Here is a 25,244-nt window from a genome sequence, read left to right on the forward strand (position 1 = left end):
TTGCTGTTTCTATGTTATAGATTGATAGTTTTCATAAATTTCCAGACGTGTGGATTATAAAATATTTAATTTAAGTTAGCATTCGTATATTTTCGGATAAACTTTTCCATTACAGAAAAGAGAATGGTTAGATCACTTTCAGCCTCTTCAACAGCAATTTTTTGTGAAGATTCACTTGAGTTTAAAGGAATTTCTAGGTCGCTTTCAGCATTTTCAACAGCTGTATCTTGCGAAAATTCACTTTTGATTAAAGGAATTTCTAGGTCACTCTCAAAGTTTTCAACATCGGTATTTTGCAAAAATTCTCCTGGCATTGATAGGTCACTTTCAGCCGCTTCTACTTCTACCACTGTTTCTTCCGAAGTTACCATTGTGGATAATGGATATCCTAGAGACATTTCACCATCTTTAGCAGTTGTTTTTTGAGAAGATTTCTTTTTGCTGTTGGTATGATTCTTTTTATTTTGACTGTTATCTTTTGTTTTTTGTTGATCAGATTTTTCTTCCTCAGCCTTTTTAATTATTAATCCATAACTAATACTTCTAATGTGGGACACGGAAAGGCGAACGATTTCCTGATTATTAATTAAAAAAACAGAGTCATTATCCACCTCAGTGAGTACACCCTCTAACTTCTCAGGACCCCCACGATTAATTTTAATCCATTTAAATTTCAAAGAGGCAAGTAGTTCATGGAAATTAGTAGCTTTGATAAATTTAAAATCTTTTGGCACGTCGATGTCGAATTTCATTTCATCCTTAATGTTATCTGTAAAACTTTTAATATGTTTAATATTATAGTAAACAACCCCATCATCTTCCGTGAGAAGGACAATCAAATCGTCACTTGCATCCAGTACCATTCCAATTTTGGATTCTGGTCCTCCACGATCAACCTTGATAACTTTACCAATAAACATTTTCATGATGTCTTTTTCCATAAAAATCTTCCCCTTTAAAATTATTTATGATGTTTACTATGCATCTATATGTGTCACGGGGAGATGTTGTCCTAATAAAAGAGCCTGTTTCCTCTAGCGAAGAGAAAAATGGGCCAAGGTTATGGTAGAATTACCCCAAGGATTAATTTGAGTTTATGCTATTAGAAATAGAGAGAGGATCTTTAGATGAATACAACATTAGAAATGCTGATCCATATTTTTGAACGGGCTGCCTTGCTACTGATATCCCTTTTCTTTATGATACGGATCCCAAGATTTAAGGAGTCGCTTCAAAAAGACCGCCATTCACCTACAGAAAGAGCTATCATTACTCTTGTCTTTTGTTTATTTGCCATATTTGGTACCTATTCAGGGATTAATGTGGAAGGATCACTTGTGAATGTCAGGATTGTCGCTGTTGTTTCAGGCGGTATTTTGTTTGGACCTTGGGTAGGAATCATTACCGGTATTGTTTCAGGCGTCCATCGCTATTTAATTGATATTGGTGGAATTACATCAATCCCATGTCTGATTACAAGCATTATAGCGGGAATCGTATCTGGTTATATTAACCGAAGAGTGAAGAGATCATTGCGGTGGATTTATGGAATAGCCGCAGGAATGTTGTCCGAAATGTTGACGATGATCCTGATCCTTGCGATGGCGAATCCATTCGAACTTGGTTTGGATATTGTCTCTAAAATCGCCTTTCCTATGATTATTGGGGAGGTTAATATTGGCCTGATTGTTTTACTTGTGATGAGCGTCGAAGGTGAAAAGGAAATGATTGCAGCGAGACAAGCAAAGTTAGCCTTAGATATTGCAAATAAGACGCTGCCATATTTTCGGTCGATAAATTCTGATTCATTAAAGAAGATTTGCAGTGTGATTAAAAACGAAATAAAGGCTGATGCGGTTGCGATTACAGATACCCATAATGTCCTGGCTTATGTTGGCTTTGGTGAAGAACGATATAAAATTGGGCAGGAGATCATTAGTGATTTGACAAAAGAGGTGATTCATAGCGGGAAATTCATTATTCGAAATAAAGTGGAGGATCACCATACACCTCAAATTCACTCTCTACTCATTGTCCCTTTTGAGGAACACGGAGAGGTGACGGGAACGCTAAAGATTTATTACCGCAAAGCCTATAAAATGACCTTTTCGCTCCAGACGATGGCGATCGGACTTTCGCAAATCATTTCTACACTTATGGAGGTTTCCCGGATTGAAAAGATTAGGGAAGCTGCGAATAAGGCGGAGCTGAAGGCTCTGCAAACAAAAATTAATCCGCATTTTTTGTTTAACGCCTTAAATGCGATTGCCTCTACTACACGCAGAAATCCAGACAAGGCGCGTGAGTTGATTATCAATCTATCCGGCTATATGCGCTACAATTTAGAAGTTAGTGATGAATTGATTGATATTCATAAAGAACTGGAGCAAGTCCGTGATTATGTGCAGATTGAGATGGCCCGTTTTGGAAACCGTTTAATGGTGCAATACGATATTGACGAGGTAAATGTCAACATACCGAGCTTGCTCATCCAGCCATTAGTCGAAAATGCCATTATCCATGGAATCTTAAAGGAAAAAGGACCAGGGGTGGTGACCATTTCAGTTAAGGATTTGGGCAGCAAAGTAAGAATTAGTGTGAAAGACACTGGGGCTGGAATTAAAGAAGAGGTCATTCAGCAGCTGCAGCAGGATGATGTACCGGCCAATAAAATCGGATTATATAATGTTCACCAGCGCGTGAAACTCATCTATGGTCATGGATTGGTAATTCACCGTTTGTCACCTGGAACAGAAGTCTTTTTTGATATCGAAAAGGAGAACCCATGAGGGCGATTATTGTAGAAGATGAAATACCAGCTCGCGAAGAATTGGAATATTTAGTTGAGACCTATAGCGGGATTGAGGTAACCCATTTCTTTGACGATGGCTTAGATGTATTAAAATTTTTACAGGAGCAAGATACAGATGTGATTTTTTTGGATATTAATATTCCTTCCCTGGATGGAATGCTGTTGGCAAGCACGATCAGTAAATTTACTAAGAGACCATACATTGTCTTTACCACTGCCTACAAGGAGCACGCGGCACAAGCCTTTGAACTAGAAGCGTTTGATTATATCTTAAAGCCCTATGATGAGAAGCGGATTGCCGCGATGTTAAGTCGACTAGAAGCTGCCTATAAACGAGATTTTGCCGAATCCAAACCGACAACTGCACATCCTATACCAAAAGGGCAGCAAAATGAAATCCCTTTAAAGAATTCTAGTCGGGTCAATTTAAAGAAAAATGACAAAATTATCGTCACAGACGTGAATGATATCTATTACGCGCTAGCCAGTGAAAAAGTTACCTTAGTTTATACCCAGCAGGAGGAGTACACGATGCCGATGAGTATTACCGAATTTGATTCCCTGCTGCCAGAGAGCCAATTCTTTCGCTGTCACCGTTCCTATACCGTTAACTTGACGAAAATTCGTGAAATTGTTCCATGGTTTAATCAAACCTACATACTGCGGTTGAGAGATCTTAGCGAGGAAATTCCGGTAAGCAGAAGCAAAGTGAAGGCATTTCGACAAATTATGCATCTATAACCTCCATTCATTCCGAATAATAGGCATCTCATTCTGAAAATAGTTTCTCTCTTTTTTTCGATGCTATGATAATGATGTAAACAAGATCAACTTAAGTTGGATGTTAAAACATTATTATTTTTATAGGGAAGAAAAGAGGAGATCGCAATGAAATCAACTACAGATCGTCGATGGCTAATTGTGTTAGGAACGATAATTGTTCAGATGGGATTAGGAACGATTTATACATGGAGTCTATTTAACCAGCCGTTAGTAGATCTCTTTCATTGGAAGTTAAATTCAGTAGCTATTACATTTTCAATTACTAGTTTTGCCTTGGCATTCTCAACATTGTTCGCGGGGAAGCTGCAGGATAAATTTGGACTTCGCCGTTTAATTGGTTCAGCAGGTCTTGTCCTTGGAGCAGGATTAATCCTTAGTTCCCAGGTATCGTCATTATGGATGCTTTATATATTAGCAGGTGTGGTTGTTGGGGCAGCTGACGGAACGGCTTATATCACCTCTTTATCTAATCTTATTAAATGGTTTCCTGAGAGAAAAGGTCTTATCTCTGGTATTTCTGTAGGTGCGTACGGTACGGGTAGTTTGTTATTTAAGTTCATAAACGGTTCACTGATTCAATCAGTTGGTGTGTCCCATGCCTTCTTATACTGGGGATTAATCGTCTTATTGTTAGTTGTGGGTGGTTCATTCTTAGTCCGCGAAGCAAAAATGAGTCAGCAGGCGCAAACTGTTGGTGGAACTACCCAAAAAGATTTCACTGTGAAAGAAATGCTTAAAACCAAGCAAGCCTATCTATTATTTATTGTTTTCTTCACAGCGTGTATGAGCGGCTTATTCTTGATTGGAGTCGTAAAGGATATTGGTGTTCGATTAGTAGGGCTTGATATTGAAACTGCAAGTAATGCTGTGGCATTAGTCGCCATCTTTAATACAAGCGGGCGTATCATTCTCGGAGCATTATCAGATAAAGTGGGCCGGTTAAAAGTGGTATCAGGAGCACTACTTGTCACAGCAGCGGCAGTAACCGTATTAAGCTTTGTCCCACTTAATTATGGCTTGTTCTTTGCCTGTGTTGCAGGGATTGCCTTCTGTTTTGGCGGTAATATTACCATATTCCCTGCAATTGTAGCCGATTTCTTTGGCTTGAAAAATCAGAGCAAAAACTACGGAATTATCTATCAGGGCTTTGGGATCGGGGCCATTTCCGGATCATTTATTGCTTCAGCCTTAGGTGGTTTCCTACCTACCTTTAAGCTGATTGCCGTACTAAGCATTATTTCATTGATCATCGCCATGACCATCAAGGCACCAAATTTTGGTGAGCCCAAAGCGAAGAAAAAAAGGAATCATGGCGAGATTCGCAGCCTTTCACCGGAAACACGTGCAAGTTAATAGATTGATTTAAATAGAGGCAGCGTCCCCAATTGTGGGCGCTGCCTTTTGAATTATGAAAAACCTAGAATTTATTCTAGTGAAATTTGGTTCTAAATCTATTGATTATATATTAAATTATTTAACTTTGTTTTAAAATATAGTATGTATACACCTTAGTTGGAAGAGAATTCAAGAAAGTTGGGGAATCATATGGATCGTAAAAAAGAATTGAAGCAGTTATATAAAGAAACTCCTGTAGAAGCCGGGGTTTATCAAATTAAAAATACTAAAAATCAGAAGTGCTTCATCGCCAGTACAAAGAACATGAAAACGTTAAATGGGGTAAAATTCATGCTTGATATGGACGAGCACAAGAATAAAGAGCTGCAAAAAGAATGGTTAGAATTTGGAAAGGATGCCTTTGAAATTAATATTTTAGAAATTCTCAAGAAGAAGGAAACGGGATACTTCAATGAAAAAGAGGAGCTGCACAAACTGGAAGAGAAGTGGTTTGATCAGATCCAACCATATGGAGAGAATGGATATCATACAAAGAAATAAACCTCGATAACTGATTATTTATTAGTGGAGGTTTATATATAAAGATTTAAAAATATAATAAATAAAAAGAATAAGCGGGGTGCAATGATGAAGAAAATCGGTTATTTATTCATGATCGTCATAGCAGCAATCGGCTTAGTGGCTTGTAACAATCAGCAATCAGTTGAAGAAAAACCAAGTGTATCGAAGCCAAAACCAAGTGTAACTGAACCAAAGCCAAGTGTAACCGAGCCTGAACCTGAAATTGAACCAAACGTAACCGAACCTAAACCAAGTGTATCCGAACCAAAAGGAGAAAATCCATCCACACCAAATCAGCCCGCTCCCAATAATCCAGAGGAAAAGGTTTATCAAAATGAAATCTTTAAAGATGTGATCGTCAAGGCTACAGAAAATGAGATGATTGTGAAGGGGAAAGCTCAGGTTTTTGAAGGTGTATTCCAATATGCCCTTTATGATGGTAAGAAAGTAGTCAAAGAAAGCAATTATCAAACAGCGGGCGCACCTGCGTGGGGAGATTTTGAAATAAAGTTTGCCAAAGAGTTAATTACTTCAACTAATGCTCGGTTTGAATTATTTGTTTTCTCTGCAAAAGATGGTTCAAAGATTAATACCTTAGAAATTCCCATTCCAAAGCCTTAAAAACGTTCCATCTCCCTCAGGTAAAATCTAATAGAACTAATTTTTCTATGAAAAGCAGGAAGGAACCGGGTTTATCTAGAATAAAAGTAAGGGATTTATGAACAGGGGGAGAAATGAATGGTAACTAAGGAACAATTATTAGAGATAAAAACACTTCAGGATATCTGTGAGAAAGACGGAGGATTTCAGCTGAAGTTGAATTTTGATATGCTTGAAAATCGGCAGGGAAAAAGAAAAGAAGACTTCTTCCACTATGAAGATGGTAGACTTGTCGGATTTCTCGGTTGCTATGGTTTTGGGGACAAAGTAGAGCTGTGCGGAATGGTCCACCCCGATTACCGCAGAAAAGGGATATTTTCAGTATTGATGGAACAGGGTATGGTCGAAGTGAGAAACACCTACTCTAGGATTTTGTTAAATGCCCCAACAGATTCACAAACAGCCAAGCAGTTTTTAAAGAATATTCCGTGTGAATTTTCGATTGCTGAATATCAAATGAAATGGCATGAAACCAAATTGTTCGAGGATCCCCAGGTGACCTTAAGGCCCTCCATTTCAGATGAAGATTTCGAAGCAGAAATCCAACTAGAAGTGCTTGGATTTGGAATAAATGAAGAAGACGCACGTGAGTTTAATCAGGAGTTAAGAAATACGATTACCGATCAGCGACTCATTATCGAAGCAGACGGAATCACTGCTGGGAAAATGCGCGTGTCCGAATCGAATGGTGAAGCATGGATATATGGGTTTGCTATTTTTCCTAATCTTCAGGGAAAAGGGATTGGCAGAAAAGCATTATCTAATGTGGTCATCAGAAAGAATCAAAAAGGGCTGCCTATTTTTCTTGAGGTAGAGGCTAAAAATGCCCATGCCCTTAGACTCTATGAATCCTGTGGATTTAGAGCGTACCACTCTCAGGATTACTATATTTATAAATGATTGTAACTTTAAAGAGAGTAGGAATTTCCTAATACTAAAATAAAAATGCGAAGTGGCTTAGTTAACAAAACTGAGCCATTTCGTATTTTTATTTTAGCCTTGCTGCATCTTGCTCATATCCATATACAATGCATTCCATCGATGACCGTCTAGGTCCGCAAAACCGCAGCCATACATCCATCCGCCATTTTCTCCCGGCTTACTGAAGACAGTACCGCCTGCACGTTCAGCTTTCAATGCTAGCTCGTCGACTTCCTCCCTAGAGTTCGCCCCCAGTGAGAATAACACTTCCGTTCCTTGACTTGAATCCGCAACCGCATTACCCGCAAAACCTCTAAACACTTTTTCCGGGAATAACATCAAAACTACTCGATTATCACCCACGATTAAGCAAAATGAGCCGTCCTGACTCACATATTGCTCATTCAACCGAAAACCAAGCTGCATATAGAACTCCTTTGCCCGTTCTGGTTCGCGCACCGGCAGATTTAACCACAAATCTCGAGACATACCTAACAACCTCCCATTATAGAGTAAACACTTGTATCCCTATATAAATTCCATGCTTTGTATAATTTATCCTTCTATTGTGGAAATAACAGCAAGCCTTAAGAAAGTCTTTCATTATCTGAATGAAGTTGGTCGAGAAAGGTAGATTGAAGAATAATCTCATCGCAGACCTGCAAACTAAAAAGAATAAAATAGCTCTGCGACATGCTTCCATATGAAAGGATAATTAAAGTGAAAAGAAATCTTATCATAGTAGTTTGTATAATTTTATCGATGCTGATACCGTTCATTCCAGCCCATGCGGCTGAAAATAATCAGAGGAATATTTATGTGGTCAAGGCTGGGGATACCTTACCTCAAATTGCCCGTCGTTATGAAACCTCAGCGGATGAAATAAAGGTCAGCAATGGTTTGCAATCCAATAATTTAGTAGTTGGCCAGAAGTTATGGGTGCCTATCACCTATGAAGTTGTGGCAGGTGATACCTTGCGGGAAATTGCTGCAGACCTTCATTCATCCGTCGAAAGTATTAAAGCAAAGAATAGACTAACCTCCGAACAACTGTTTATTGGGCAAGTATTAAAAATTCCTCCTAAAAAAATGACCATGCAAGGACAGCACATCCTGATGACAAGGGAGGAATTTAGGGATTGGTTATTTAACACAAAGGTGAATAGAAAAGTAACGATTATCCAACAACACCACACTTGGTTACCGTCATACAAGCAGTTTCATGGATCTAATCATTTTCGAATGCTAATGGGGATGGAAAACTTTCATAAAAGGAAAATGGGTTGGAAGAATATTGCGCAAAACATCACGACTTTTCCAGATGGAAGAATAGCTGTTTCAAGACCATTCAATATCGCTCCTGACGGCACCATTGGGCCAAAGGCTAACTTGACAGGAATCGCGATTGAACATGTGGGCAACTTCGATATTGGTCATGATGTCATGACAGCCCAACAGAGGGAAAGCATTGTTTATGTTACGGCCCTGCTTTGTTTGAAATTTGGATTAACCCCTTCGATTGACAGTATTACTTATCATCACTGGTGGAATTTGCGAACGAAGGAAAGGGTATTGGATAAAGGTCCTGATTACAATGTAAAAACCTGCCCTGGAACTGGATTTTTTGGAGGGAATTCAACGGCAAATGCTATTCACAATTTTTATCCGTTAGTGTCGAGAAAAATGCAGGAAATTTCTTCGGGTAAGCCATTTAACTAATCTCACAAATGCTGATTTACCTTTTAGTATAAAAAGCATGAACAGCACCATTCCCTAGATTTTTAAGATATTAAGGTTTTCTTAAGGTTGGCTCAATAAAATAGGAAACAGCAAAGATCAAATGAATTTGGGGGATATGAATATGAAGAAGAATTATACAAAAATCGTGCTCGATTTGCTAATGGCAATCACGTTTGTGTTACTGATGAATCCGAGAGTTTTAGACGGTTTACCATTTCATGAAATTGCAGGTCTAATTATCGGAGTAGCCATACTCGTCCACATTGGCTTGAACTACCGCTGGGTCGTAAATACCACTAAAAGGATTCTTGACCCGAAACTACCGAAAAAAACTCGCTTTAGTTATCTGTTAAATATTCTGTTGTTAATTGCGATGGCTGCAGTCATTATAACTGGTATCTTAATATCTAAGGTTGTATTTCCAAGTTTCGCCATTCAAGGGGGGCACGCACTCCGTGAACTCCATGGGTTATCTGCTGATGCAACACTTGCATTCGTCGGACTTCATGTAGGGGTACATTGGCAATGGATCCTGACTATTTGTAAAAAAGCATTTAAATCCAAGGAAGGGAAACTTAGGAAGGGTGTTATCGCCTCCTTTGTTCTGTCCCTTGCCATTTTGGCCGGTGGAATTCAATGGTATTCTTCCACTGCAACCTTTAGCATGGGGGAATTTAAGCAGGAGCAAAGTGGTCAGACAGTTAATAATGGGAGTAATGGGAATACGTCAGAAACTAGACAAGGGCCGCCAAACGGAGATTTTCGTGGAGAGAAATTTCATGGCAAAGAGGGACATGGTGGTAAAAGCAATCCATTCCTCGTCGTCCTTAACTATTTTGCCATTTGGGCAGCCATCATCATTCCGACCTATTATATAGAAAAGCGCATCTTACGGAAGAAACGGAAATCTAGACAAATGGAGCCTAAATTATCATAAGAACGATCTGTATATAAATAGTTAAAGGGGATGCCTCTTGTTGGCATTCCCTTTAACCTCTAAATGATTGATATTTTTAAATTCGCTCATTGAAGTGTGATATTCGCCCATTGAAGCTGAGAATCCGCTCATAGAAGTCCAAAATTCGCTCATTGAATAGATTTATCATAAAATTTATCATAAATATCCAAATAAAAAAGTGTAATTTTACACAAAATTTTAAATATAGCTGCTCAATCAGCGAATTTACAAGTTCAATCAGCGAATATGGAAGTTCAATCAGCGAATCAATAAAAGTTACATATTTTTAGAAATAAATCCCAAAAATGATAGACAATCTAAGGCGATGCTTCTGCTGGCATCGCCTTTTCCATATTGTTAATGACCTTCAACTGTATTAGTATTGGTCTGCTGCTCGATTGCTGTTGTTTCTTGTTTCATTCCAGCCTTACGATTAGGCATCGTTAAAGTTACCAGAAAGGCGATGATGGCAATTATTAAGGTAAACATGTAAGCATCACTTGCGCCAATGATCGAAGACTCCTTAATCATTTGTGCTTTGGATATCGCTCCTCCAGCTTTCATTAACTCTTCAGCATGGTTCGTTGCACTTGTGGTCATAACCGTAACAACTAGTGCTGTGCCAATCGCACCTGCTACTTGGCGGACGGTGTTAGTGACGGCTGAACCATGAGCATTTAATTGTTTAGGAAGGGCATTAAGGCCAGCAGTATTGATCGGCATCGTTAGGAAACTAATTCCAATCCGCAAGACAATCGTCCGGATCATCAAATAGGAATAACTTGTCGTTTCACTTAAATCGGTCACACCCCATAGGGCAGGGATAATAAAGATAAGCCCGATAAGAGCGAGTGGTTTTGCCCCGAATTTATCGAATAAGCGCCCCGAGATCGGTGACATCAACGCATTTAATACTGCGCCTGGAAGTAATAATAAGCCCGTATCGAGGACTGTATAACCACGGCTGGATTGTAAGTATATAGGAAGCAGGATCATATCACCATACATAACAATCGTCACCAAAACATTTATTAAAGCTGTCATTGTGAAAATCTTATTTGTAAAAACTCGGATATTTAATAAAGGATCCGCTGAAGTCAACACACGTCGGCAGAAAATGACCAAAATAATCATTCCGCCAATTATACAGGTTAACACCAGACCGCTTCCCCAACCTTTATTTCCCGCACTGCTAAATCCATAAAGGAGCGCACCAAACCCTAAAGTTGAAAGAATAATCCCAATGACGTCGAGTTTTGGCTTGGATGTTTCCGACACATTGATTAGATATTTTAAGGCAAAAGCAATCACGATGACGACAAGTGGCAGCATCCCAATAAAAATCCAGCGCCACGAATAATTTTCGATAATGAATCCTGCCAGGGTCGGACCAATGGCTGGTGCGAATACCATCACCAGGCCAATCATCCCCATTGCCGTTCCACGGCCTTCCACAGGAAACACGACAAGAACGACCATCATTAAAAGCGGCATAATAATACCGGCTCCTGCCGCTTGAATCAGCCGGCCAGTTAAAAGAAAGGCGAAGCTAGGTGCCATCGCGCTTATAAGTGTACCAACTAACAACAAGGCCATTGAACTAATAAACAGCTGCCTGGTTGTAAATCGTTTCATTAAAAAGGCGGTTGCAGGAACTAGAATCCCATTCACGAGCATAAAGCCAGTCGACAACCATTGGACTGTTGTTGCAGAAATCTCAAACTCTCTCATTAAATCTGGTAGAGCAACATTCAGTATTGTCTGATTTAGGACGGATAAGAATGAGCCTAAGAGGAGAACGAAGAGAAGCAGACCTCTTTTTATTGGTGGATTCGTTTGATTCATCGTATTATTTCACATTCCTTTCGTATGACAACAAATTGACATCTAATTTATTAATTGATACAGTGTCAATAAAATAGATACTACCATGTAATCAGTAATCAAACCATTTACACATTTAGGATAAGTGTTTACTAATTGACATTTGATATAAGATTTGTCGCAAAAGTAATGGATTATAGTCAAGGGACTGATAAAATGTCTAACAATAAAAAGGTGGATCCGCGGATTATTCGGACAAAGAGGATGTTTAAAGAAGCGCTCATTTCCTTGCTCGAAGAGAACTACGATAAAAGTAAATTAACTGTTCAAAGTATCGCGGATCGTGCCGAATTAAATCGTGCTACGTTTTATTTACATTATCGCGATATTGAAGATTTAATGGAGCAAATCATTGATGAAATTTTAATGGAGATGTACAACACGATTTCACCTATGAATGAGGAGCAAACGTCGACTGGAAAGTGGAACCGAACGGGGTCTCGGCTTATTCCATTTCTTGAACATATTCAGCAGCATGCAGGTCTTTACAATGTGATGCTCGAGAATAGGGATTTTCGTAAACGAGTCTTTGCTATCATATTAGAAATTGTCTCCCTATGGGAAGAAAATCGTAAGGCGAGGGGACGTACATTTAAAGTGGCAAATGAAATTATCGTTTCTTCAACCCTCGGGATTGTGACTTGGTGGCTTGAGGAAGGAACACCCTATAGTTCAAATTACTTGGCTGACCAAATAATTAAGTTGGTCTAGAAAAGACGTGTTTGACTTGTTATTTGAATAAGTCCTTGAATTTGGCGTTATCCTATAAGGATTAACGCTCTTTTTTTATTTCGACAGAAAATTGTGTCTAAGTTATGAAAGAAATTTCCTTGACTTATTTTAAAAAAATTTGTTATAGTAACAAACAGACCGGTTGGTATGGTGGGAGGTGTACTACGGGAATGGATACAAAATCGCTGATAATCGATATCGCGACAACACTTTTCCAACAAAAAGGGTATATAGGGGTAGGACTAAACGAAATTTTAAAAGCATGCAATATTTCAAAAGGTTCACTTTATCACCACTTTCCACTAGGAAAAGAAGAATTACTAATCGCCTGTCTTGATTCTTTGAAAGAAGCGATTACAACGGATACCGAGGGAATTTTTGAACGTTATCCAACAACAATTGAGGCTACAAAAGCAATGATTGAACAATTAATCGTTCATTTTGAAAAGGAAGGAACGATTACTGGATACACTTTTAGCAGTATCGTCAGCGAAATGGCTTCGGTAAGTGATCCAGTTCGAACTGCATGTGCCGAGTTGTATCAAAAAATAGAAACGATTTATTTTCATAAGTTAACTGCAGATGGATTTACAGAAGAGACGGCTCATTCGATTGCACTGATGATGACGGCTTCGATTGAGGGGGCCATGATGCTCTGTTTGACCCAAAAGGCGTCTGAACCGTTAAGAGTTATCTCTCAAGTATTACCTAAAATGATAAGGAGTTTTTAAATATTGAATACACAAATCAAAACTAACACGATGACACATACGCAAAGTAAAACAGGTACGAAAGCGAAGGAACAATTCAAGACTGGCCCGATCATGGCTGCACTTTTAGTAGCAGGTTTTGTCGGTCTTTTTAGTGAAACGGCATTAAATATAGCTTTAGGAGCATTAAGTAGTGTTTTCAATGTTAGTGCTACGACGGTCGGATGGTTAGCAACAGGTTATTTTTTAACATTAGGTATTTTAATACCAGTTACAGGTATTTTGATGCAAAAATTCACTACACGTCAAATGTTCATAACAGCTGTTTCGCTATTACTTATCGGTACAATTCTAGCTGCAGCAGCACCAGTTTTTGGTGTGTTATTAGCGGGACGTATCATTCAAGCAGCAGGATTAGCCATTAGTTTACCATTAACTCAAAATGTGATTTTTACCATCTTTCCTCCAAATAAACGAGGCGCTGCGATGGGGCTCATGGGCTTAGTTATGTTAGCTGGCCCGACACTAGGTCCAACATTAGCAGGCCTTATTTTAGATACATTATCATGGCATTGGATTTTCTTAGTTACACTCCCGTTCTTACTGTTTTCTCTTATTTTCGGGATCAAGTATTTACCGAATGTGAATGAGATACGTAAGGTTTCTATAGATGTATTATCTGTTATTCTGTCAACGATTGGATTCGGCGGTATTGTTTACGGTTTTAGTGTTTCTGGTGATGTTGGGTGGACAAGTACAGCTGTTTTTGTATCGATTATCATAGGATTTGTAGCACTTATTATTTTTGCGATTCGTCAAACGAAAATGGAGAATCCAATGATGAATTTAAGAGCATTCCATTCCCCACTTTTCGTTCTTGGAGTCATTATGAGTTTTATCACGTTCTTCAATATGTTGTCCATGCTTGTTATTTTACCAATGTATATGCAAATGGCTTTATTAGTTGCTGCTTTTACAACAGGTCTTATCCTGCTGCCTGGTAGCTTACTTAACTGTGTATTAGCTCCAATTATTGGTGGTTTATTTGACAAATATGGTCCGAAAGCGGTGATTACACCTGGAACCATTTTAGTAGCCATTAGTTATGTATGCTATTCACAATTTGGCACAGGCACGGCAATAGGGGCGATTGTTGTAACTCATATTGTCATGATGTTAGGTATAGGGGCAGTGCTTGCGTCTGTGCAAACAAACACGTTAAATTCGCTTCCTAAACAGTACTATCCAGGTGGAATCGCGATAACTCAAACGATCCAACAAGTTGCTGGTGCGATTGGTATTGCAGTAATGGTATCAGTTTTATCAGCCAAACAAGGTAGTTACTTAGCAACTGTTGCGAATGAACCGCCACAAGCAGCAGCAACGGGATCTTCACTAGTGTTTATAATCAGTTTAGTATTAGCGGTGATCAATGTGGTGCTGTCATTATTCATGAAAAAGCCGCAGCATTCATAAGACAAAATCTTATATCAGAAGTTTAGATGGAGATTAGCGCAAATGGCCAATCATTATAAAAGTATTGTAATAGCGGTAGACGGTTCCCAAGAAGTGATCCGTACCCATGAGTAATCTATTAACTTTCAATCTAGCAAACTTACCATTCGTAAACGAATTTTTGCGAATGGTTTATTTATTTGGCTGTAATTAGGAGCTAAAGAGTATTCCTATTTGTCCGTCTGAACAGTATAATCGGGATGGGAGTTGAATAATTAATGAATAAAAATGACATCGCAAATATTCGGAAACAATTTAAATTAAACAATGATCTCATGTCGATTCGAGATATCTACAACGTCTATGTCCAGAAAGAAACTGGTGAGATTTATCATCATGTGTGTCAGCCGTTTCAACTATTAGAAATGGAGACACAGGAATTGTTTTTAATGAATTTCAAAAAAGTACTTACAGGTCAACTTGATTCCAAATTGTTTGAGCTTAAGTTCCAACGTGATATTGACGACAGCACCCAAACCATTTTGTTTGATGGGTTGCAGGCAGACACTACCGAAGTTTGGATCGAATATATGTTTGAAATCGTCGGAAAAATGTTTGCGCAAACCAAATATGAATTTGATACCGTTGTGACATTTATCCGCGGGGAATATCGAAAAGCGACGCGAAAGCGGGATCCGGAATCGGAAGAAGGCGGAGATGACGAAGTCTATTCCAACCAGTTCATCCTTTGCAGTCTCAATCGAACAGATCAGCCGAAAAAAGCGTTGCTGTTTGATTATATCGAAAAGGAATTTAAATCAAATACTGTCTTTGATCCGATTATTAATTTAGCGTCTCCATTATCTGGATTTTTGTTTCCGGCATTTACTGACAATGCTGCCGATGTAAACCATATTCTCTATTGTGCTGGGAAAGCCAATCAACCGGATTATACCTTTATCGAACAGGTACTTAATTGTGAAGATATAATCACTGCGGCGGAAGATAAGGATATTTTCGACCTAATTTTAACAAAGGTTATCGGAGATCAAGTAGTAGGTACCAAGATCATTTCCAACGTTTATGAGGAAATCGACAAATTGGTCCAAGAGAATGAAGAAAACGAAGAAAGTGAAGCCCCTATGCTTGATTATCGTGACATCGGACGGATTTTAGAGGTCAGTGGGGTTGAAAATGTGGATCCAGCCAAAGTGGAACATGCCTTTAAAGATGTGATTTCTGACGAAACACACGAATTCAAAGCAAGTAATTTAGTTCCAAAAAAGATAAAAATCGATACAAATGTTGCAAATTTATCGATTGACCCGAGAGACCTCAAAAATATTAAATACATTATGTACCAAGGAAAACGATGTTTGCTGTTAGAGATTGATGAAGATGTAGTCATCGAAGGGTTCCGACTTGAAACGGAGGAGTTCTAGAATATCCTGTGAATGAAAAAATGATTTTTACAAAAAATAAAAGGGCAACAGGTCATTAACTAGGAGGTAGTATATGCCGAATGTTGAGGTATCTTGCTCGATTTCCAACTGTTTGTTTTATGGAAAAGGAAATGTTTGTACAGCCGAAAAGATCATGGTTGAACATGATAACCATGCAAGATATGATACCGAAATGTCTTCGGAATTAGGTGAGAAAAATCATACCGATTACGCTGGGCATTCCGCTGAAACCTGTTGTAAAACCTTTAAAAAGAAACGTATAAAAGCTAGGTAAACCAATTAAAAGTAAAAGGACAGGCGTTGTACTTCAACAAGAGGAAGTACTGGCTCTGTCCTTTCTTTTTAATAAATAACAACCGGTTCGTACGTATTTAGATTTTCATACACGGTTTTCATGACACTTGGTGGTGTGTTCACGCAGCCGTGTGATCCCGCGTTTAGATAGGCATTACTTGCCCAGTTTGACCGAAAGCCGGCATCATGGAATCCTTGTCCGTCATTCGTAAAAGGGGCCCAGTAATTAACTTTTACTTCATAACTTGGTTTTCCGCCGAGCTCTCTGCCTGTAAGAATAGAAGGTGAGCGTTTATAGAGAATATACCAAACACCTTTGGATGTATCATTACCGGTGCTGTGTTTGCCGGTAACGACATTGGATGTGACGACTAATTTCCCGTTTTTGTAAATCCAAATCCGTTGCTTTGCAATCGATACTTCAGCATAGGTATCACCGAGGCCATTGTTTGCAGTCATTTCGTAACCATAGCCTTCACCACTCCAACCATGACCAATAATATTGGAAGCAGAAATGGATTGCTTTCCTTTTTCAAAAGCGGTCTTAAGCTGTTTTGTTTCTTGATCCACATCTAACGCCCATCCATAGCCTGTTCTTTTTACAGTTACATAAGAACCAGAATGGGTCTTAAATTTGAAATTTTTATCTAAAGTCGATTGTGTTTCATTAATCTCAGCTATTTTATCTTTCAACTCGTCAGTTTTAACCTTAATCTTCAAGTCTTTTGACACAGAGGCATCTTTAATGACCTCACTTGCCTTTAAGGAATAAACTTTATCCTGTACCTTATAATCAACCTTTTGTAGAAGAAGTTCTTGTAATTTCTTTTCCTCATTTTTAACAATCAAACTGTCTTCCTTAATTGGTTGTTTGTAGATGGGTTTTAGATGGATTTCACTTTTATAATCCTGCTTCACGAATTCCTTTACTAGCTTGGCAACATCATATTGATTTCCGCTCACGCTTTCAGAAATCACGATTTTTCCATCTTTCAAACTTGCTTTTGCATCTGTAGGTGCTTTTAAGCTCTCGTTCATAGCGAGGAGTTGATCCTCGACTTGCTGCTTCATCGTTTCGATTCGATACTGATCCTGCTTGGCAGGCATGAAGGAAAGGTTCTTTTCCTTAAATGATGGAAAAAAAGACCACTGTTTCTTTAATAATTGCTTGGCGGCAGGCAAATCCTCACTCGTAAAAGCCATCAAGGTGTCTTTTCCATCGAAAATTTGTTGTTCTCCCACATAGACTACGTTTTCTAAAACAGATGTTTTTAATTTTTTAAGGGCCTCATCAGCGGTCAGTCCGCCAACGTTTGTCCCGTTTATAATAATCTGCGAATTAAAGTGGTTGGCTTGATAATAGCTCATCCCCGCAAGTGAGAGACCAATTATAATGATGATTGTGGTTGTGATCCACTTCCAGTTTTTATACCATTTGTTTGAGTTTCCCTTTTTCTTCACTTTTTCCTTATCCATACGACTAACCATTTGTTCCATAAACATTCCCCTCCGTAAAACTCGTAACCAAATAGTAACAAATTTAAACTTTTTGTTAGATTAAAAATATAACTTATATTTTACTAGATTTTGCGAAGAAATGCTGAAATATATTGGTAAAATCCTAAGTTTTTTTATTATCACCTGTAAAAACAGCTAAATGGCTCCTTTTTAATAGCTATGAATGTAATTTACAAGTCATGATACTGAAGGTTTGACTCACCCAAAACAGCGGTTTTTTTTGAAAAATTTGGATAATATAAAAAGGAATTGAAAACAAAGGTGAGGTGAAAAACAGTGGCCTCAAGAAGACATTCCATATTTAATCTAACCATCATATTGGTCCCATGGTTATCGTTGTTATTTATTGGAAAGAGGAGTTTTAAACGTTACTCAGGTGCGGGGATCTTTATTGTCGTTTTTGAGATCATCAACCATTTGTATGGTCATAAGCGGAAATGGTGGAAGTTCTACGATAAACCGAGATTATTTATTAAGGATGAACTTCCTTTTAGTGTAGGTCCATACATGCCGGTTTCGATGTGGTTACTTAAAATTTCGTACGGAAACTTTAAAAAGTTTGTGTTACTGAATGCAATTGCAGATGGACTGTTTGCTTTTATTTTCATTGATGTCCTTAAAAAATTGAAAATCATCCGTCTAAATCGGTTAAGTCATTTCCAGTTTTTTATTTACTTACACTATAAAGCATATATCCTTTATGGAGTGCAGTTCTTGATTGACAAAATAAAAAGATACAGTTGGTATTAAAACCAATCAACATGGTGTACTTGACAATCCGCAATAAAATACTAGCTGTAGTAGTAAGGAAGGGTAACGATGCCGCGAAAAGCTTCTATAATAAATGAGGGTTCTGAAGAAGACGCCAATGACTTAATCCTAAATGACCCGCAGAATGTAGATGAAACCGTAAACCTTAGTCGAATGTTAGCTGCTGTCATGAATTATCTGACTGATGAAGACTTGGAAGAGTTAGATGTGGAATACCTTCTAGATGCTACAGAAGGTCTTCGTGAATGGTGGGAGCAATATCGGGAAAGCAATCGAAAACAAATGGAGGAAGAAATAAAGAAATCTCTCGGTGAACTGTCTTTAGAAGAACTTGAAAAAATCCGTGAAAAGATAAAAGAAAAGCAGGATAAAAGGTAATTATGTGCATCCCTCTTTAGCGGGGTGCTTTTTCTTTAATATGTAAGTTGGACTGGAATATTTTTTGTTAATATCTATTTAACAAACGGGAAGATAAAGATGATATTATAGTAGAAATGAGAATCATAAAAGAGAAGGAGAACTAAATGAAAAATACTGTTCTATTGGATACGAATAAACTCGAACGACATGATTTGCCGTATTATTATGACTATGGCAAAATTGTATCCCTGCTTCAAGAGAAACTTAACCATGAAGTTGGTATCGATTTTCATATGTATTCAGATGAAGATACGTCAAATGAGATTTGGGATATCCTTGAGGAAGACTTGAAAGAGGATTCTCCGGAAGTCCAGCTGATTTGTCATATCTATAAGGAAGGTGAGACCAAGACCATCTCATCCAACCATACGGATAAATCGATGGAATTCATTGTTAAACCACGGATTGCGAATGGTCTTTTTTACTATCCAAAGTATCAGGTTGCGCTCGCAAAAGTTGTTATTTTTCAAAGTGACGGAGAAATGACTCGGGACTTCATTTTTGCAAAAGATGATGCCTGCTTGGTTGCCTTTTTAAAATATGTGCTAAAGCGTAAAAGAGATTATATTAAAAACTATGTGACTGTTTTTACAGATACAGAAGATGGTGTCGAAACAGAGATTGATAGCATTACAACTTTGGTGAGAAGAGAAGATGTATTTTTAGAGGATCCCTTAAAGCGAGAAATTTATCGGTCGATTGACGAGTTCTTCTCGGAAAGCGGTCAATTTTTTAAAACGTATGACATCCCATACAAAAGAGGGATCCTCCTATACGGAAAGCCTGGAAATGGAAAGACGACACTGGTAAAATCAATCGCCAGCAGTATTAATGCACCGGTCGCCTATTGGCAAATCACAGAATTTACCTCAAGTTACACGATTAAAGAAGTGTTTTCTTCTGTTTTAAAACTAACACCACTGGTACTAGTAATTGAAGATATTGACTCTATGCCAGGAAATGTCCGTTCCGTTTTCTTGAACATTTTAGATGGTGCAACTTCGAAGGAAGGTATCTTCATCATTGGCACGACCAATTACCCTGAAAAAATTGATCCTGCGCTCATGAACCGTTCTGGCCGGTTTGACCGAGCCTATGAGATTCACGTACCGACGAAGGAACTTCGTTATCAGTATTTATTAAATAAGAAAATTGAGCGTATACTTTCAGAAGACGAAATTCAACAAGTCATTGATTCAACAAAAGATTTTTCTTATGCACAGCTCAATGAATTATATACATCAATTGCACTTGAATGGCATTACGAACAACAGGTTGATGTAACCCGTCTTTGTGCCGACTTAAAATCGCTTCAGCACAAGCAGCAAAAACAAGAATGGGACCAGGCTCTTTCCGGTGCTTCCATTGGATTTTCTGGATTTGGAGACGATTAATTTTATTATTACAAAAGTTGTCAATATTAATATTTTATGCCACAGTACTTGATACTGTGGTTTTTCATTCGTACTTGGAGATAAAATATCGGTACTTCGAGGTTAGTTACTTGGAAGATAAAGAAACTAAGTATGCTTAAACCAGGGGAGGCATCTGATGCCCGTTAAGGTTGAAAAAATGGTGGAACGGTAACTAGAGGGGGCGTATGATGCCCGTTAAGGTTGAAAAAGTGGTGGAACGGTAACCAAAGGAGGTGTATGATGCCCGTTGAAGTTGAAAAAGTGACGGAACGGTAATCATATGAAGCGTATGGTACCCGCTGAGGTTGAAAAAGTAGTGCAACGGTAATCATAGCAGGCAACTGATGCCCAACAATCTAAGCGATAACGAAGTTTAATAATTAGCATTCTTACTAAGAATTTGGGATAATTACCCTGTGAAATATTTCTAAAAGGAAATTTGAACACTGTGATAAGCTACCATTTTGGCGGCTTATTCTTTATGCAACCGATCATTAACTATATAAAGGAATAATGGAATGGGGGTTATTAAATGAAAATACTTAAACAAGAATACAATACCAATGGGTTTTATTATACGATCCGGTCTGCCATCGAAAAGGATGCAAAAATTATTTCAGACGTTAGACTGCAGATTGATGGGGAAACTGAAAATATGGACAGGGAGAAAGGGGAGGCGTTCATTGATCCTTTAGGGTTTGAACAAATAATAAAAACAGATACCTTGAGTCCTAGAAACATATTTTTAGTTGCAGAAGTGGATAATTGGATTGTCGGCTATTCTAGATGTGAAGGAAATGATTTAATAAGATACTCTCACAAAGTCGAATTTGGAGTGGGCGTTTTAAAGGAGTATTGGGGATACGGAATAGGCAAAAATCTTTTAAAAGAATCCATTTCCTGGGCTGATTCCATTGGAATCAAAAAAATGACTTTAAATGTTCTAGAAACAAACGAAAAAGCCATTAAGCTGTATAATAAGTTTGGCTTTGAAATAGAAGGGGTTTTAAAAAAAGACAAATGCCTTTCAGATGGTAAGTATTATGACACGATTATTATGGGAAGATTTAGAGGGTAGGACCAATAAAATATCAAAAGAAATTTTTACTTGTCAATTCTCTGAAAATTTCATATAATAAACCTTACCACTACCGGCAACTTGTTTTTTCGAAGAAGAGTTATATAGTAGGTAAAAAGAAACCGAGTGCCCAATCGGAACTGGACACTCTAAGCATGTGTAAAATTAATTAGTTAGATCGTTCACTCAACCAATCAGAAATGGTTGGATAAGTGATTTTTGTTGCTTGGCCGCCATAAGTAATCGATGTATGGCCAACTGGTAAAACCTTAAATTGCTTATCCTCACTTGAGATAGCGTCCATCAATGCCTCAACTTGATGGGGAGGGGCAATTAGATCATTTTTACCAGCCAAATTAAGTACATTCGCCTTGATATTTTCAAGTTTGACCTTTCGGCCGCGAATAACCATTTCGCCTTTTATCAATTTATTTTTTTGGTAGAAGTCTCTAATCCACTGACGGTAGGCCTCACCTGGAAATAAGATTCCGTCGTTCAGCCATTTGCGCAGCAGTTTAAAGCTCGTGATGAATTTTTCATTGTCAGCACGATCCACAAGGCTAACAAATGGTCCTAGGTTGGTAGCCATAGGATTGATCATTTTGTTTCCAAAGTCGATCATATCAGGTGGGATGACACCTAGGGTTCCTACTACTTTATCAATATCAAAATAGCGTTCGTCCAGCATCGCACCATAAGCGCCGCTATTTTCAAAATTAAATGGACTTGTCATAAAGATCAAGTTGCGGATAGGCAATTCAGGGTGAAGAGCTGCAAACATAGATGTAATCGTTCCGCCCATGCAATAACCAAGGATTGATATTTCATCCGCTTGAGATTTGCGCAAAACCTTCCGGACGGCACGTGGAATATAGTCCATAATGTAATCATCGAGTTTCATATGGCGATCTTCGTAACCTGGTGAACCCCAATCAAGAAGATAGACATCAAAGCCGCGCTCAACCAAAAATTCTATTAAACTTCCACCTTTGGTGAGATCCAAAATATAGGGCTTATTAATCAGAGCATACACAAAAAGAAGTGGAACCTTATGCTTTTTTGGCTGGTCAGAAATATACCTGTAGAGCTTTGTTTTATTTCTTGTCCAAATAACTTCTTTCGGAGTAGGACCTACTTCCGGTTCAGCATCAGTTGTTAACACTTGTGATGCTCTTGTTACACGATTGAACAACTGTTGATACTCCTGATTCGTGAATTCCGCCAATGTATTCCAATCTTTTGGCATTAAAACGTTAATGATCATTCACTCCTAACGTGGATTATTTTCTCTTTCAGTATATAGACAAATTCGTCTCTTCATGACAATTACATATATAGTCCGCCGTTAATGTTTAATTGTTGACCAGTAATGTAGTCACCATCTTTACATAGGAAAATAACCCCACGAGCGATTTCTTCTGGTTTCCCTAAACGTTTTTGTGGAACTTTTTCAACAATACCTGCAAGAACTTTTTCAGGAATAGCTTGAACCATTTCAGTTCCGATAAATCCTGGACAAATCGCATTTACGGTAACATTAGTTTTTGCTAGTTCAAGCGCAAGTGATTTCGTGTAACCAATTAATCCAGCTTTTGCTGCAGCATAGTTGGTTTGTCCGAACCCGCCAGCTTGCCCGATAATAGACGAAATGTTAATGATACGACCGGCATCTGATTCAAGAAGATAAGGTAAAGCCGCTGATGTATTGTTGTAGACACTGTTTAAATTCACATCAATTACTTTTCTCCAATCTTCTTCGTTTAACTTTTTGAATGTACTGTCTCTTGTAATTCCTGCATTGTTAATCAGAATATCCAATTTACCATAATGGTTAATCGTTTCATGGACAAGGTATGTTGCCTCATTGCTGATTGAAACATCTGCTTGAACTGCGTAAGCATCTCCGCCGAATTCCTGGATTTCCGCCACCACTTTATCGGCTAATTCTCTGCGAATATTATAGTTAATAACAACCTTTACACCCTGTCTTGCTAACTCCAACGCTATTGAGGCACCGATTCCTCTGCTGCCGCCTGTAACAATCGCAACTTTATCTCTTAAATTAGTCATTATTTCCACCCCACCTAGTATAGTTGTTAATGATAAACTGAGAGTTTACTAATTACCAAAAGCAATTATGTAATGCGTGTCTACTTAATTTCTTCTGATGATTTTAAGAAGCTAAGGATTTTATCCATTTTTTGATCTAAGCTCTTCATTTCCTTTTTTAAAGTGGCTAATTCCTTTTGCATCGATCCTTGATCTCCCTGGCCATCCAATTTTTCTTCCAAGATTTCTTCTAAATCATCGACTTTCGCATCTACATTAACAAGCAATGAAGAAATGTTGGCAATGTCATGTCGAGAAGGGACATTCATAAATTCCAAGTAGCGTAAGGTTGATTCGTCAAGCATTTTTTTGAATTGAAGATTCATCTCCAATACTTGGCCTAACCCTTGTGATGGAAAATCATTGCTGATTTTTTCATCGAAAAATTTACTAGATTGTGAATAAAAATCTTTCCATACATTAAAAAAATTAAAATCCTGATTCATGTCTTTTCCTCCTTCAATACTTTATTGACTTACTCATCATACTAACTTAATCAAAATTTTTAAAGATGCAAGATTAAAAATTATCCAAAAACAATTCTTCATTTTTTGACAAAATTTTTAAGTTGAAAATTTTCCCAATCCGATTTTTCTAGAGTGATAAATATTACACATCCATCATACTATTGGTAAAAATGGCTTTTTGTTGCTGTTACCCTTTTTCACTGATACTGTCTTTTGTGTGTGTTTTGGCTCCTATTCCTTGGGTTTCTGTTGTAGGTTATTGTCTATCGTGGAAAGAAAAAACGAGGTGATATTATTGGAGAATAGTAAAAAGGTCGTGATCATTACAGGTGGGGCACAGGGCATTGGAAAGGAAACGGCAAAACAATTCCTGCAAGAGGATGCAAATGTTGTTATCTGTGATTATGATGAAACGGCTGGTAGAAATACATTAGAAGAATTAAATAGTGAAAAGGTAGAGTTTTATAAGGTAGATGTTTCCGATAGTTCTCAAATTGATGAGATGGTTCAATCCGTAGTAGCAAAGCATAGCCGGATAGATGTGTTAGTTAACAATGCTGGGATTACCCTTGATGGATTTTTAACCAAAATGGAGGAATCCGCTTGGGAAAAGGTTATTTCAGTTAACTTATCCGGTGTGTTCAAATGCACGAAAGCGGTTGCGCCAATTATGTTACAGCAGGGTTCGGGCGTTATTCTTAACGCGTCATCCGTTGTTGGGTTATATGGTAACATTGGCCAGACCAATTATGCTGCAACAAAGGCAGGTGTCATTGGCCTGACGAAAAGCTGGGCGAAGGAGTTTGGTCCAAAGGGGATCCGAGTTAATGCTGTGGCACCAGGATTCATAGAAACCGGCATGACTGCAGCAGTCCCAGATAAAGTGCTTCAGTTTATGAAAGAAAAGACACCGCTAAGGAAGCTTGGAAAACCTGAAGATATTGCCGCTGCTTATCTGTTTTTAGCATCTGATAAGGCGAATTATATAAATGGGACGATTTTGAGTGTAGATGGCGGTTTAGTTATTTAACCACTTTGTTGTTTCAAGAGAGAAAAGATGATTTTCTCTCTTTTTAATTTTAGGATAATACTTTTTACTTTACTATATCGAAATATGGTTAACTAAAAACTTTTCTA

General features: G+C 38.1%; 25 protein-coding genes. 18 read left to right on the forward strand and 7 right to left on the reverse strand.

Annotated elements, in window-relative coordinates; translation table 11 throughout:
• Window positions 1–65 precede the first annotated feature (65 nt).
• Complete coding sequence (locus tag V7121_RS21170) at window positions 66–941, reverse strand: DUF6897 domain-containing protein (protein WP_335547712.1); 876 nt, start codon at window positions 939–941, stop codon at window positions 66–68.
• A 186-nt stretch (window positions 942–1,127) separates the two neighbouring features.
• Between V7121_RS21170 and V7121_RS21175 the strand changes: the two genes are divergently transcribed.
• The 6 genes from V7121_RS21175 (at window position 1,128) to V7121_RS21200 (ending at window position 7,072) form a co-directional block, all read left to right on the forward strand.
• The gene (locus V7121_RS21175) at window positions 1,128–2,789 is read left to right on the forward strand and encodes a sensor histidine kinase (protein ID WP_335547714.1); all 1,662 of its coding nucleotides are present in this window, start codon (window positions 1,128–1,130) and stop codon (window positions 2,787–2,789) included.
• Complete coding sequence (locus tag V7121_RS21180) at window positions 2,786–3,553, forward strand: LytR/AlgR family response regulator transcription factor (protein WP_335547715.1); 768 nt, start codon at window positions 2,786–2,788, stop codon at window positions 3,551–3,553. The genes V7121_RS21175 and V7121_RS21180 overlap by 4 nt, the downstream gene beginning before the upstream one ends.
• A gap of 147 nt (window positions 3,554–3,700) precedes the next feature.
• Window positions 3,701–4,948 (forward strand): L-lactate MFS transporter, encoded by a 1,248-nt coding sequence (locus tag V7121_RS21185; protein WP_335547716.1) that lies wholly within the window; start codon window positions 3,701–3,703, stop codon window positions 4,946–4,948.
• 192 nt (window positions 4,949–5,140) lie between these two features.
• On the forward strand, window positions 5,141–5,491 hold the full coding sequence (locus tag V7121_RS21190; RefSeq protein ID WP_335496008.1) for a GIY-YIG nuclease family protein: 351 nt from the start codon (window positions 5,141–5,143) through the stop codon (window positions 5,489–5,491).
• 84 nt (window positions 5,492–5,575) lie between these two features.
• The gene (locus tag V7121_RS21195; RefSeq protein WP_335547718.1) at window positions 5,576–6,133 is read left to right on the forward strand and encodes a Gmad2 immunoglobulin-like domain-containing protein; all 558 of its coding nucleotides are present in this window, start codon (window positions 5,576–5,578) and stop codon (window positions 6,131–6,133) included.
• A gap of 117 nt (window positions 6,134–6,250) precedes the next feature.
• A complete protein-coding gene (locus V7121_RS21200) occupies window positions 6,251–7,072 on the forward strand; it encodes a GNAT family N-acetyltransferase (RefSeq protein ID WP_335496011.1) in 822 nt (273 codons plus the stop codon).
• Window positions 7,073–7,165: 93 nt separating this feature from the next.
• Here V7121_RS21200 and V7121_RS21205 read toward each other — a convergent pair whose 3' ends face one another.
• Window positions 7,166–7,582 (reverse strand): VOC family protein, encoded by a 417-nt coding sequence (locus V7121_RS21205; RefSeq protein WP_335496013.1) that lies wholly within the window; start codon window positions 7,580–7,582, stop codon window positions 7,166–7,168.
• 231 nt (window positions 7,583–7,813) lie between these two features.
• Between V7121_RS21205 and V7121_RS21210 the strand changes: the two genes are divergently transcribed.
• A complete protein-coding gene (locus V7121_RS21210) occupies window positions 7,814–8,812 on the forward strand; it encodes a LysM peptidoglycan-binding domain-containing protein (protein WP_335547720.1) in 999 nt (332 codons plus the stop codon).
• Between the two features lie 142 nt (window positions 8,813–8,954).
• Entirely contained in the window at window positions 8,955–9,770 is an 816-nt protein-coding gene (locus V7121_RS21215; RefSeq protein WP_335547722.1) for a DUF4405 domain-containing protein, read from the forward strand.
• 378 nt (window positions 9,771–10,148) lie between these two features.
• On the opposite strand, the gene V7121_RS21220 is transcribed toward V7121_RS21215, so the two are convergent.
• On the reverse strand, window positions 10,149–11,636 hold the full coding sequence (locus V7121_RS21220) for a DHA2 family efflux MFS transporter permease subunit (protein WP_335496018.1): 1,488 nt from the start codon (window positions 11,634–11,636) through the stop codon (window positions 10,149–10,151).
• 195 nt (window positions 11,637–11,831) lie between these two features.
• Here V7121_RS21220 and V7121_RS21225 point away from each other — a divergent pair, with 195 nt between their 5' ends.
• The 5 genes from V7121_RS21225 to V7121_RS21245 all read left to right on the forward strand — a co-directional run bounded on the left by V7121_RS21225 (window position 11,832) and on the right by V7121_RS21245 (window position 16,309).
• Window positions 11,832–12,386 carry a TetR/AcrR family transcriptional regulator gene (locus V7121_RS21225; protein ID WP_335496020.1) on the forward strand — a complete coding sequence of 185 codons (555 nt, stop codon included), beginning with the start codon at window positions 11,832–11,834 and terminating at the stop codon, window positions 12,384–12,386.
• A gap of 191 nt (window positions 12,387–12,577) precedes the next feature.
• Entirely contained in the window at window positions 12,578–13,138 is a 561-nt protein-coding gene (locus V7121_RS21230; protein WP_335496021.1) for a TetR/AcrR family transcriptional regulator, read from the forward strand.
• A 30-nt stretch (window positions 13,139–13,168) separates the two neighbouring features.
• Window positions 13,169–14,593, forward strand: a complete 1,425-nt coding sequence (locus tag V7121_RS21235) for a DHA2 family efflux MFS transporter permease subunit (protein WP_335547762.1) — start codon at window positions 13,169–13,171, stop codon at window positions 14,591–14,593.
• Between the two features lie 257 nt (window positions 14,594–14,850).
• Entirely contained in the window at window positions 14,851–16,014 is a 1,164-nt protein-coding gene (locus tag V7121_RS21240; RefSeq protein WP_335496022.1) for a DUF4317 domain-containing protein, read from the forward strand.
• Between the two features lie 73 nt (window positions 16,015–16,087).
• Entirely contained in the window at window positions 16,088–16,309 is a 222-nt protein-coding gene (locus V7121_RS21245) for a DUF1540 domain-containing protein (protein WP_335547724.1), read from the forward strand.
• Between the two features lie 68 nt (window positions 16,310–16,377).
• Here the strand turns inward: V7121_RS21245 and V7121_RS21250 are convergent, their stop codons facing one another.
• Window positions 16,378–17,832, reverse strand: coding sequence for a L,D-transpeptidase family protein (locus tag V7121_RS21250; protein WP_420490574.1), 1,455 nt, complete (start codon window positions 17,830–17,832; stop codon window positions 16,378–16,380).
• Between the two features lie 291 nt (window positions 17,833–18,123).
• Here V7121_RS21250 and V7121_RS21255 point away from each other — a divergent pair, with 291 nt between their 5' ends.
• The 4 genes from V7121_RS21255 to V7121_RS21270 all read left to right on the forward strand — a co-directional run bounded on the left by V7121_RS21255 (window position 18,124) and on the right by V7121_RS21270 (window position 21,531).
• Window positions 18,124–18,597, forward strand: a complete 474-nt coding sequence (locus V7121_RS21255; protein WP_335547726.1) for a hypothetical protein — start codon at window positions 18,124–18,126, stop codon at window positions 18,595–18,597.
• A gap of 69 nt (window positions 18,598–18,666) precedes the next feature.
• Window positions 18,667–18,996 (forward strand): hypothetical protein, encoded by a 330-nt coding sequence (locus V7121_RS21260; RefSeq protein WP_335496029.1) that lies wholly within the window; start codon window positions 18,667–18,669, stop codon window positions 18,994–18,996.
• Window positions 18,997–19,142: 146 nt separating this feature from the next.
• The gene (locus V7121_RS21265) at window positions 19,143–20,432 is read left to right on the forward strand and encodes an ATP-binding protein (protein ID WP_335496031.1); all 1,290 of its coding nucleotides are present in this window, start codon (window positions 19,143–19,145) and stop codon (window positions 20,430–20,432) included.
• A 553-nt stretch (window positions 20,433–20,985) separates the two neighbouring features.
• A complete protein-coding gene (locus V7121_RS21270) occupies window positions 20,986–21,531 on the forward strand; it encodes a GNAT family N-acetyltransferase (protein WP_335494073.1) in 546 nt (181 codons plus the stop codon).
• A gap of 169 nt (window positions 21,532–21,700) precedes the next feature.
• On the opposite strand, the gene phaC is transcribed toward V7121_RS21270, so the two are convergent.
• From phaC to V7121_RS21285, 3 genes are all read right to left on the reverse strand, one after another.
• Window positions 21,701–22,795, reverse strand: coding sequence for a class III poly(R)-hydroxyalkanoic acid synthase subunit PhaC (gene phaC / locus V7121_RS21275; RefSeq protein ID WP_420490738.1), 1,095 nt, complete (start codon window positions 22,793–22,795; stop codon window positions 21,701–21,703).
• A gap of 62 nt (window positions 22,796–22,857) precedes the next feature.
• Window positions 22,858–23,601, reverse strand: a complete 744-nt coding sequence (locus V7121_RS21280; RefSeq protein WP_335494070.1) for a 3-oxoacyl-ACP reductase — start codon at window positions 23,599–23,601, stop codon at window positions 22,858–22,860.
• Between the two features lie 80 nt (window positions 23,602–23,681).
• Window positions 23,682–24,086: a polyhydroxyalkanoic acid synthase subunit PhaR gene (locus V7121_RS21285; RefSeq protein WP_335494069.1), complete on the reverse strand. Its 405-nt coding sequence runs from the start codon at window positions 24,084–24,086 to the stop codon at window positions 23,682–23,684.
• A gap of 316 nt (window positions 24,087–24,402) precedes the next feature.
• Here V7121_RS21285 and fabG point away from each other — a divergent pair, with 316 nt between their 5' ends.
• Window positions 24,403–25,137, forward strand: a complete 735-nt coding sequence (gene fabG / locus V7121_RS21290; RefSeq protein WP_335494068.1) for a 3-oxoacyl-ACP reductase FabG — start codon at window positions 24,403–24,405, stop codon at window positions 25,135–25,137.
• Window positions 25,138–25,244 lie beyond the last annotated feature (107 nt).

The sequence above is a fragment of the Neobacillus drentensis genome (assembly GCF_036962125.1).
Classification (GTDB): Bacteria; Bacillota; Bacilli; order Bacillales; family Cytobacillaceae; genus Neobacillus; species Neobacillus drentensis_B.

Bases quoted from the DNA above. Each gene is read 5' to 3' on its own strand.
- phaC (WP_420490738.1), bottom strand. From the start codon at position 22,795: ATGATCATTAACGTTTTAATGCCAAAAGATTGGAATACATTGGCGGAA.
- V7121_RS21185 (WP_335547716.1), top strand. From the start codon at position 3,701: ATGAAATCAACTACAGATCGTCGATGGCTAATTGTGTTAGGAACGATA.
- V7121_RS21280 (WP_335494070.1), bottom strand. From the start codon at position 23,601: ATGACTAATTTAAGAGATAAAGTTGCGATTGTTACAGGCGGCAGCAGA.
- V7121_RS21230 (WP_335496021.1), top strand. From the start codon at position 12,578: ATGGATACAAAATCGCTGATAATCGATATCGCGACAACACTTTTCCAA.
- V7121_RS21215 (WP_335547722.1), top strand. From the start codon at position 8,955: ATGAAGAAGAATTATACAAAAATCGTGCTCGATTTGCTAATGGCAATC.
- V7121_RS21260 (WP_335496029.1), top strand. From the start codon at position 18,667: ATGCCGCGAAAAGCTTCTATAATAAATGAGGGTTCTGAAGAAGACGCC.
- V7121_RS21270 (WP_335494073.1), top strand. From the start codon at position 20,986: ATGAAAATACTTAAACAAGAATACAATACCAATGGGTTTTATTATACG.
- V7121_RS21225 (WP_335496020.1), top strand. From the start codon at position 11,832: ATGTCTAACAATAAAAAGGTGGATCCGCGGATTATTCGGACAAAGAGG.
- V7121_RS21240 (WP_335496022.1), top strand. From the start codon at position 14,851: ATGAATAAAAATGACATCGCAAATATTCGGAAACAATTTAAATTAAAC.
- V7121_RS21245 (WP_335547724.1), top strand. From the start codon at position 16,088: ATGCCGAATGTTGAGGTATCTTGCTCGATTTCCAACTGTTTGTTTTAT.
- V7121_RS21285 (WP_335494069.1), bottom strand. From the start codon at position 24,086: ATGAATCAGGATTTTAATTTTTTTAATGTATGGAAAGATTTTTATTCA.
- V7121_RS21180 (WP_335547715.1), top strand. From the start codon at position 2,786: ATGAGGGCGATTATTGTAGAAGATGAAATACCAGCTCGCGAAGAATTG.
- V7121_RS21265 (WP_335496031.1), top strand. From the start codon at position 19,143: ATGAAAAATACTGTTCTATTGGATACGAATAAACTCGAACGACATGAT.
- V7121_RS21205 (WP_335496013.1), bottom strand. From the start codon at position 7,582: ATGTCTCGAGATTTGTGGTTAAATCTGCCGGTGCGCGAACCAGAACGG.
- V7121_RS21195 (WP_335547718.1), top strand. From the start codon at position 5,576: ATGATGAAGAAAATCGGTTATTTATTCATGATCGTCATAGCAGCAATC.
- V7121_RS21250 (WP_420490574.1), bottom strand. From the start codon at position 17,832: ATGTTTATGGAACAAATGGTTAGTCGTATGGATAAGGAAAAAGTGAAG.
- V7121_RS21235 (WP_335547762.1), top strand. From the start codon at position 13,169: ATGACACATACGCAAAGTAAAACAGGTACGAAAGCGAAGGAACAATTC.
- V7121_RS21170 (WP_335547712.1), bottom strand. From the start codon at position 941: ATGGAAAAAGACATCATGAAAATGTTTATTGGTAAAGTTATCAAGGTT.
- V7121_RS21220 (WP_335496018.1), bottom strand. From the start codon at position 11,636: ATGAATCAAACGAATCCACCAATAAAAAGAGGTCTGCTTCTCTTCGTT.
- V7121_RS21190 (WP_335496008.1), top strand. From the start codon at position 5,141: ATGGATCGTAAAAAAGAATTGAAGCAGTTATATAAAGAAACTCCTGTA.
- V7121_RS21175 (WP_335547714.1), top strand. From the start codon at position 1,128: ATGAATACAACATTAGAAATGCTGATCCATATTTTTGAACGGGCTGCC.
- V7121_RS21200 (WP_335496011.1), top strand. From the start codon at position 6,251: ATGGTAACTAAGGAACAATTATTAGAGATAAAAACACTTCAGGATATC.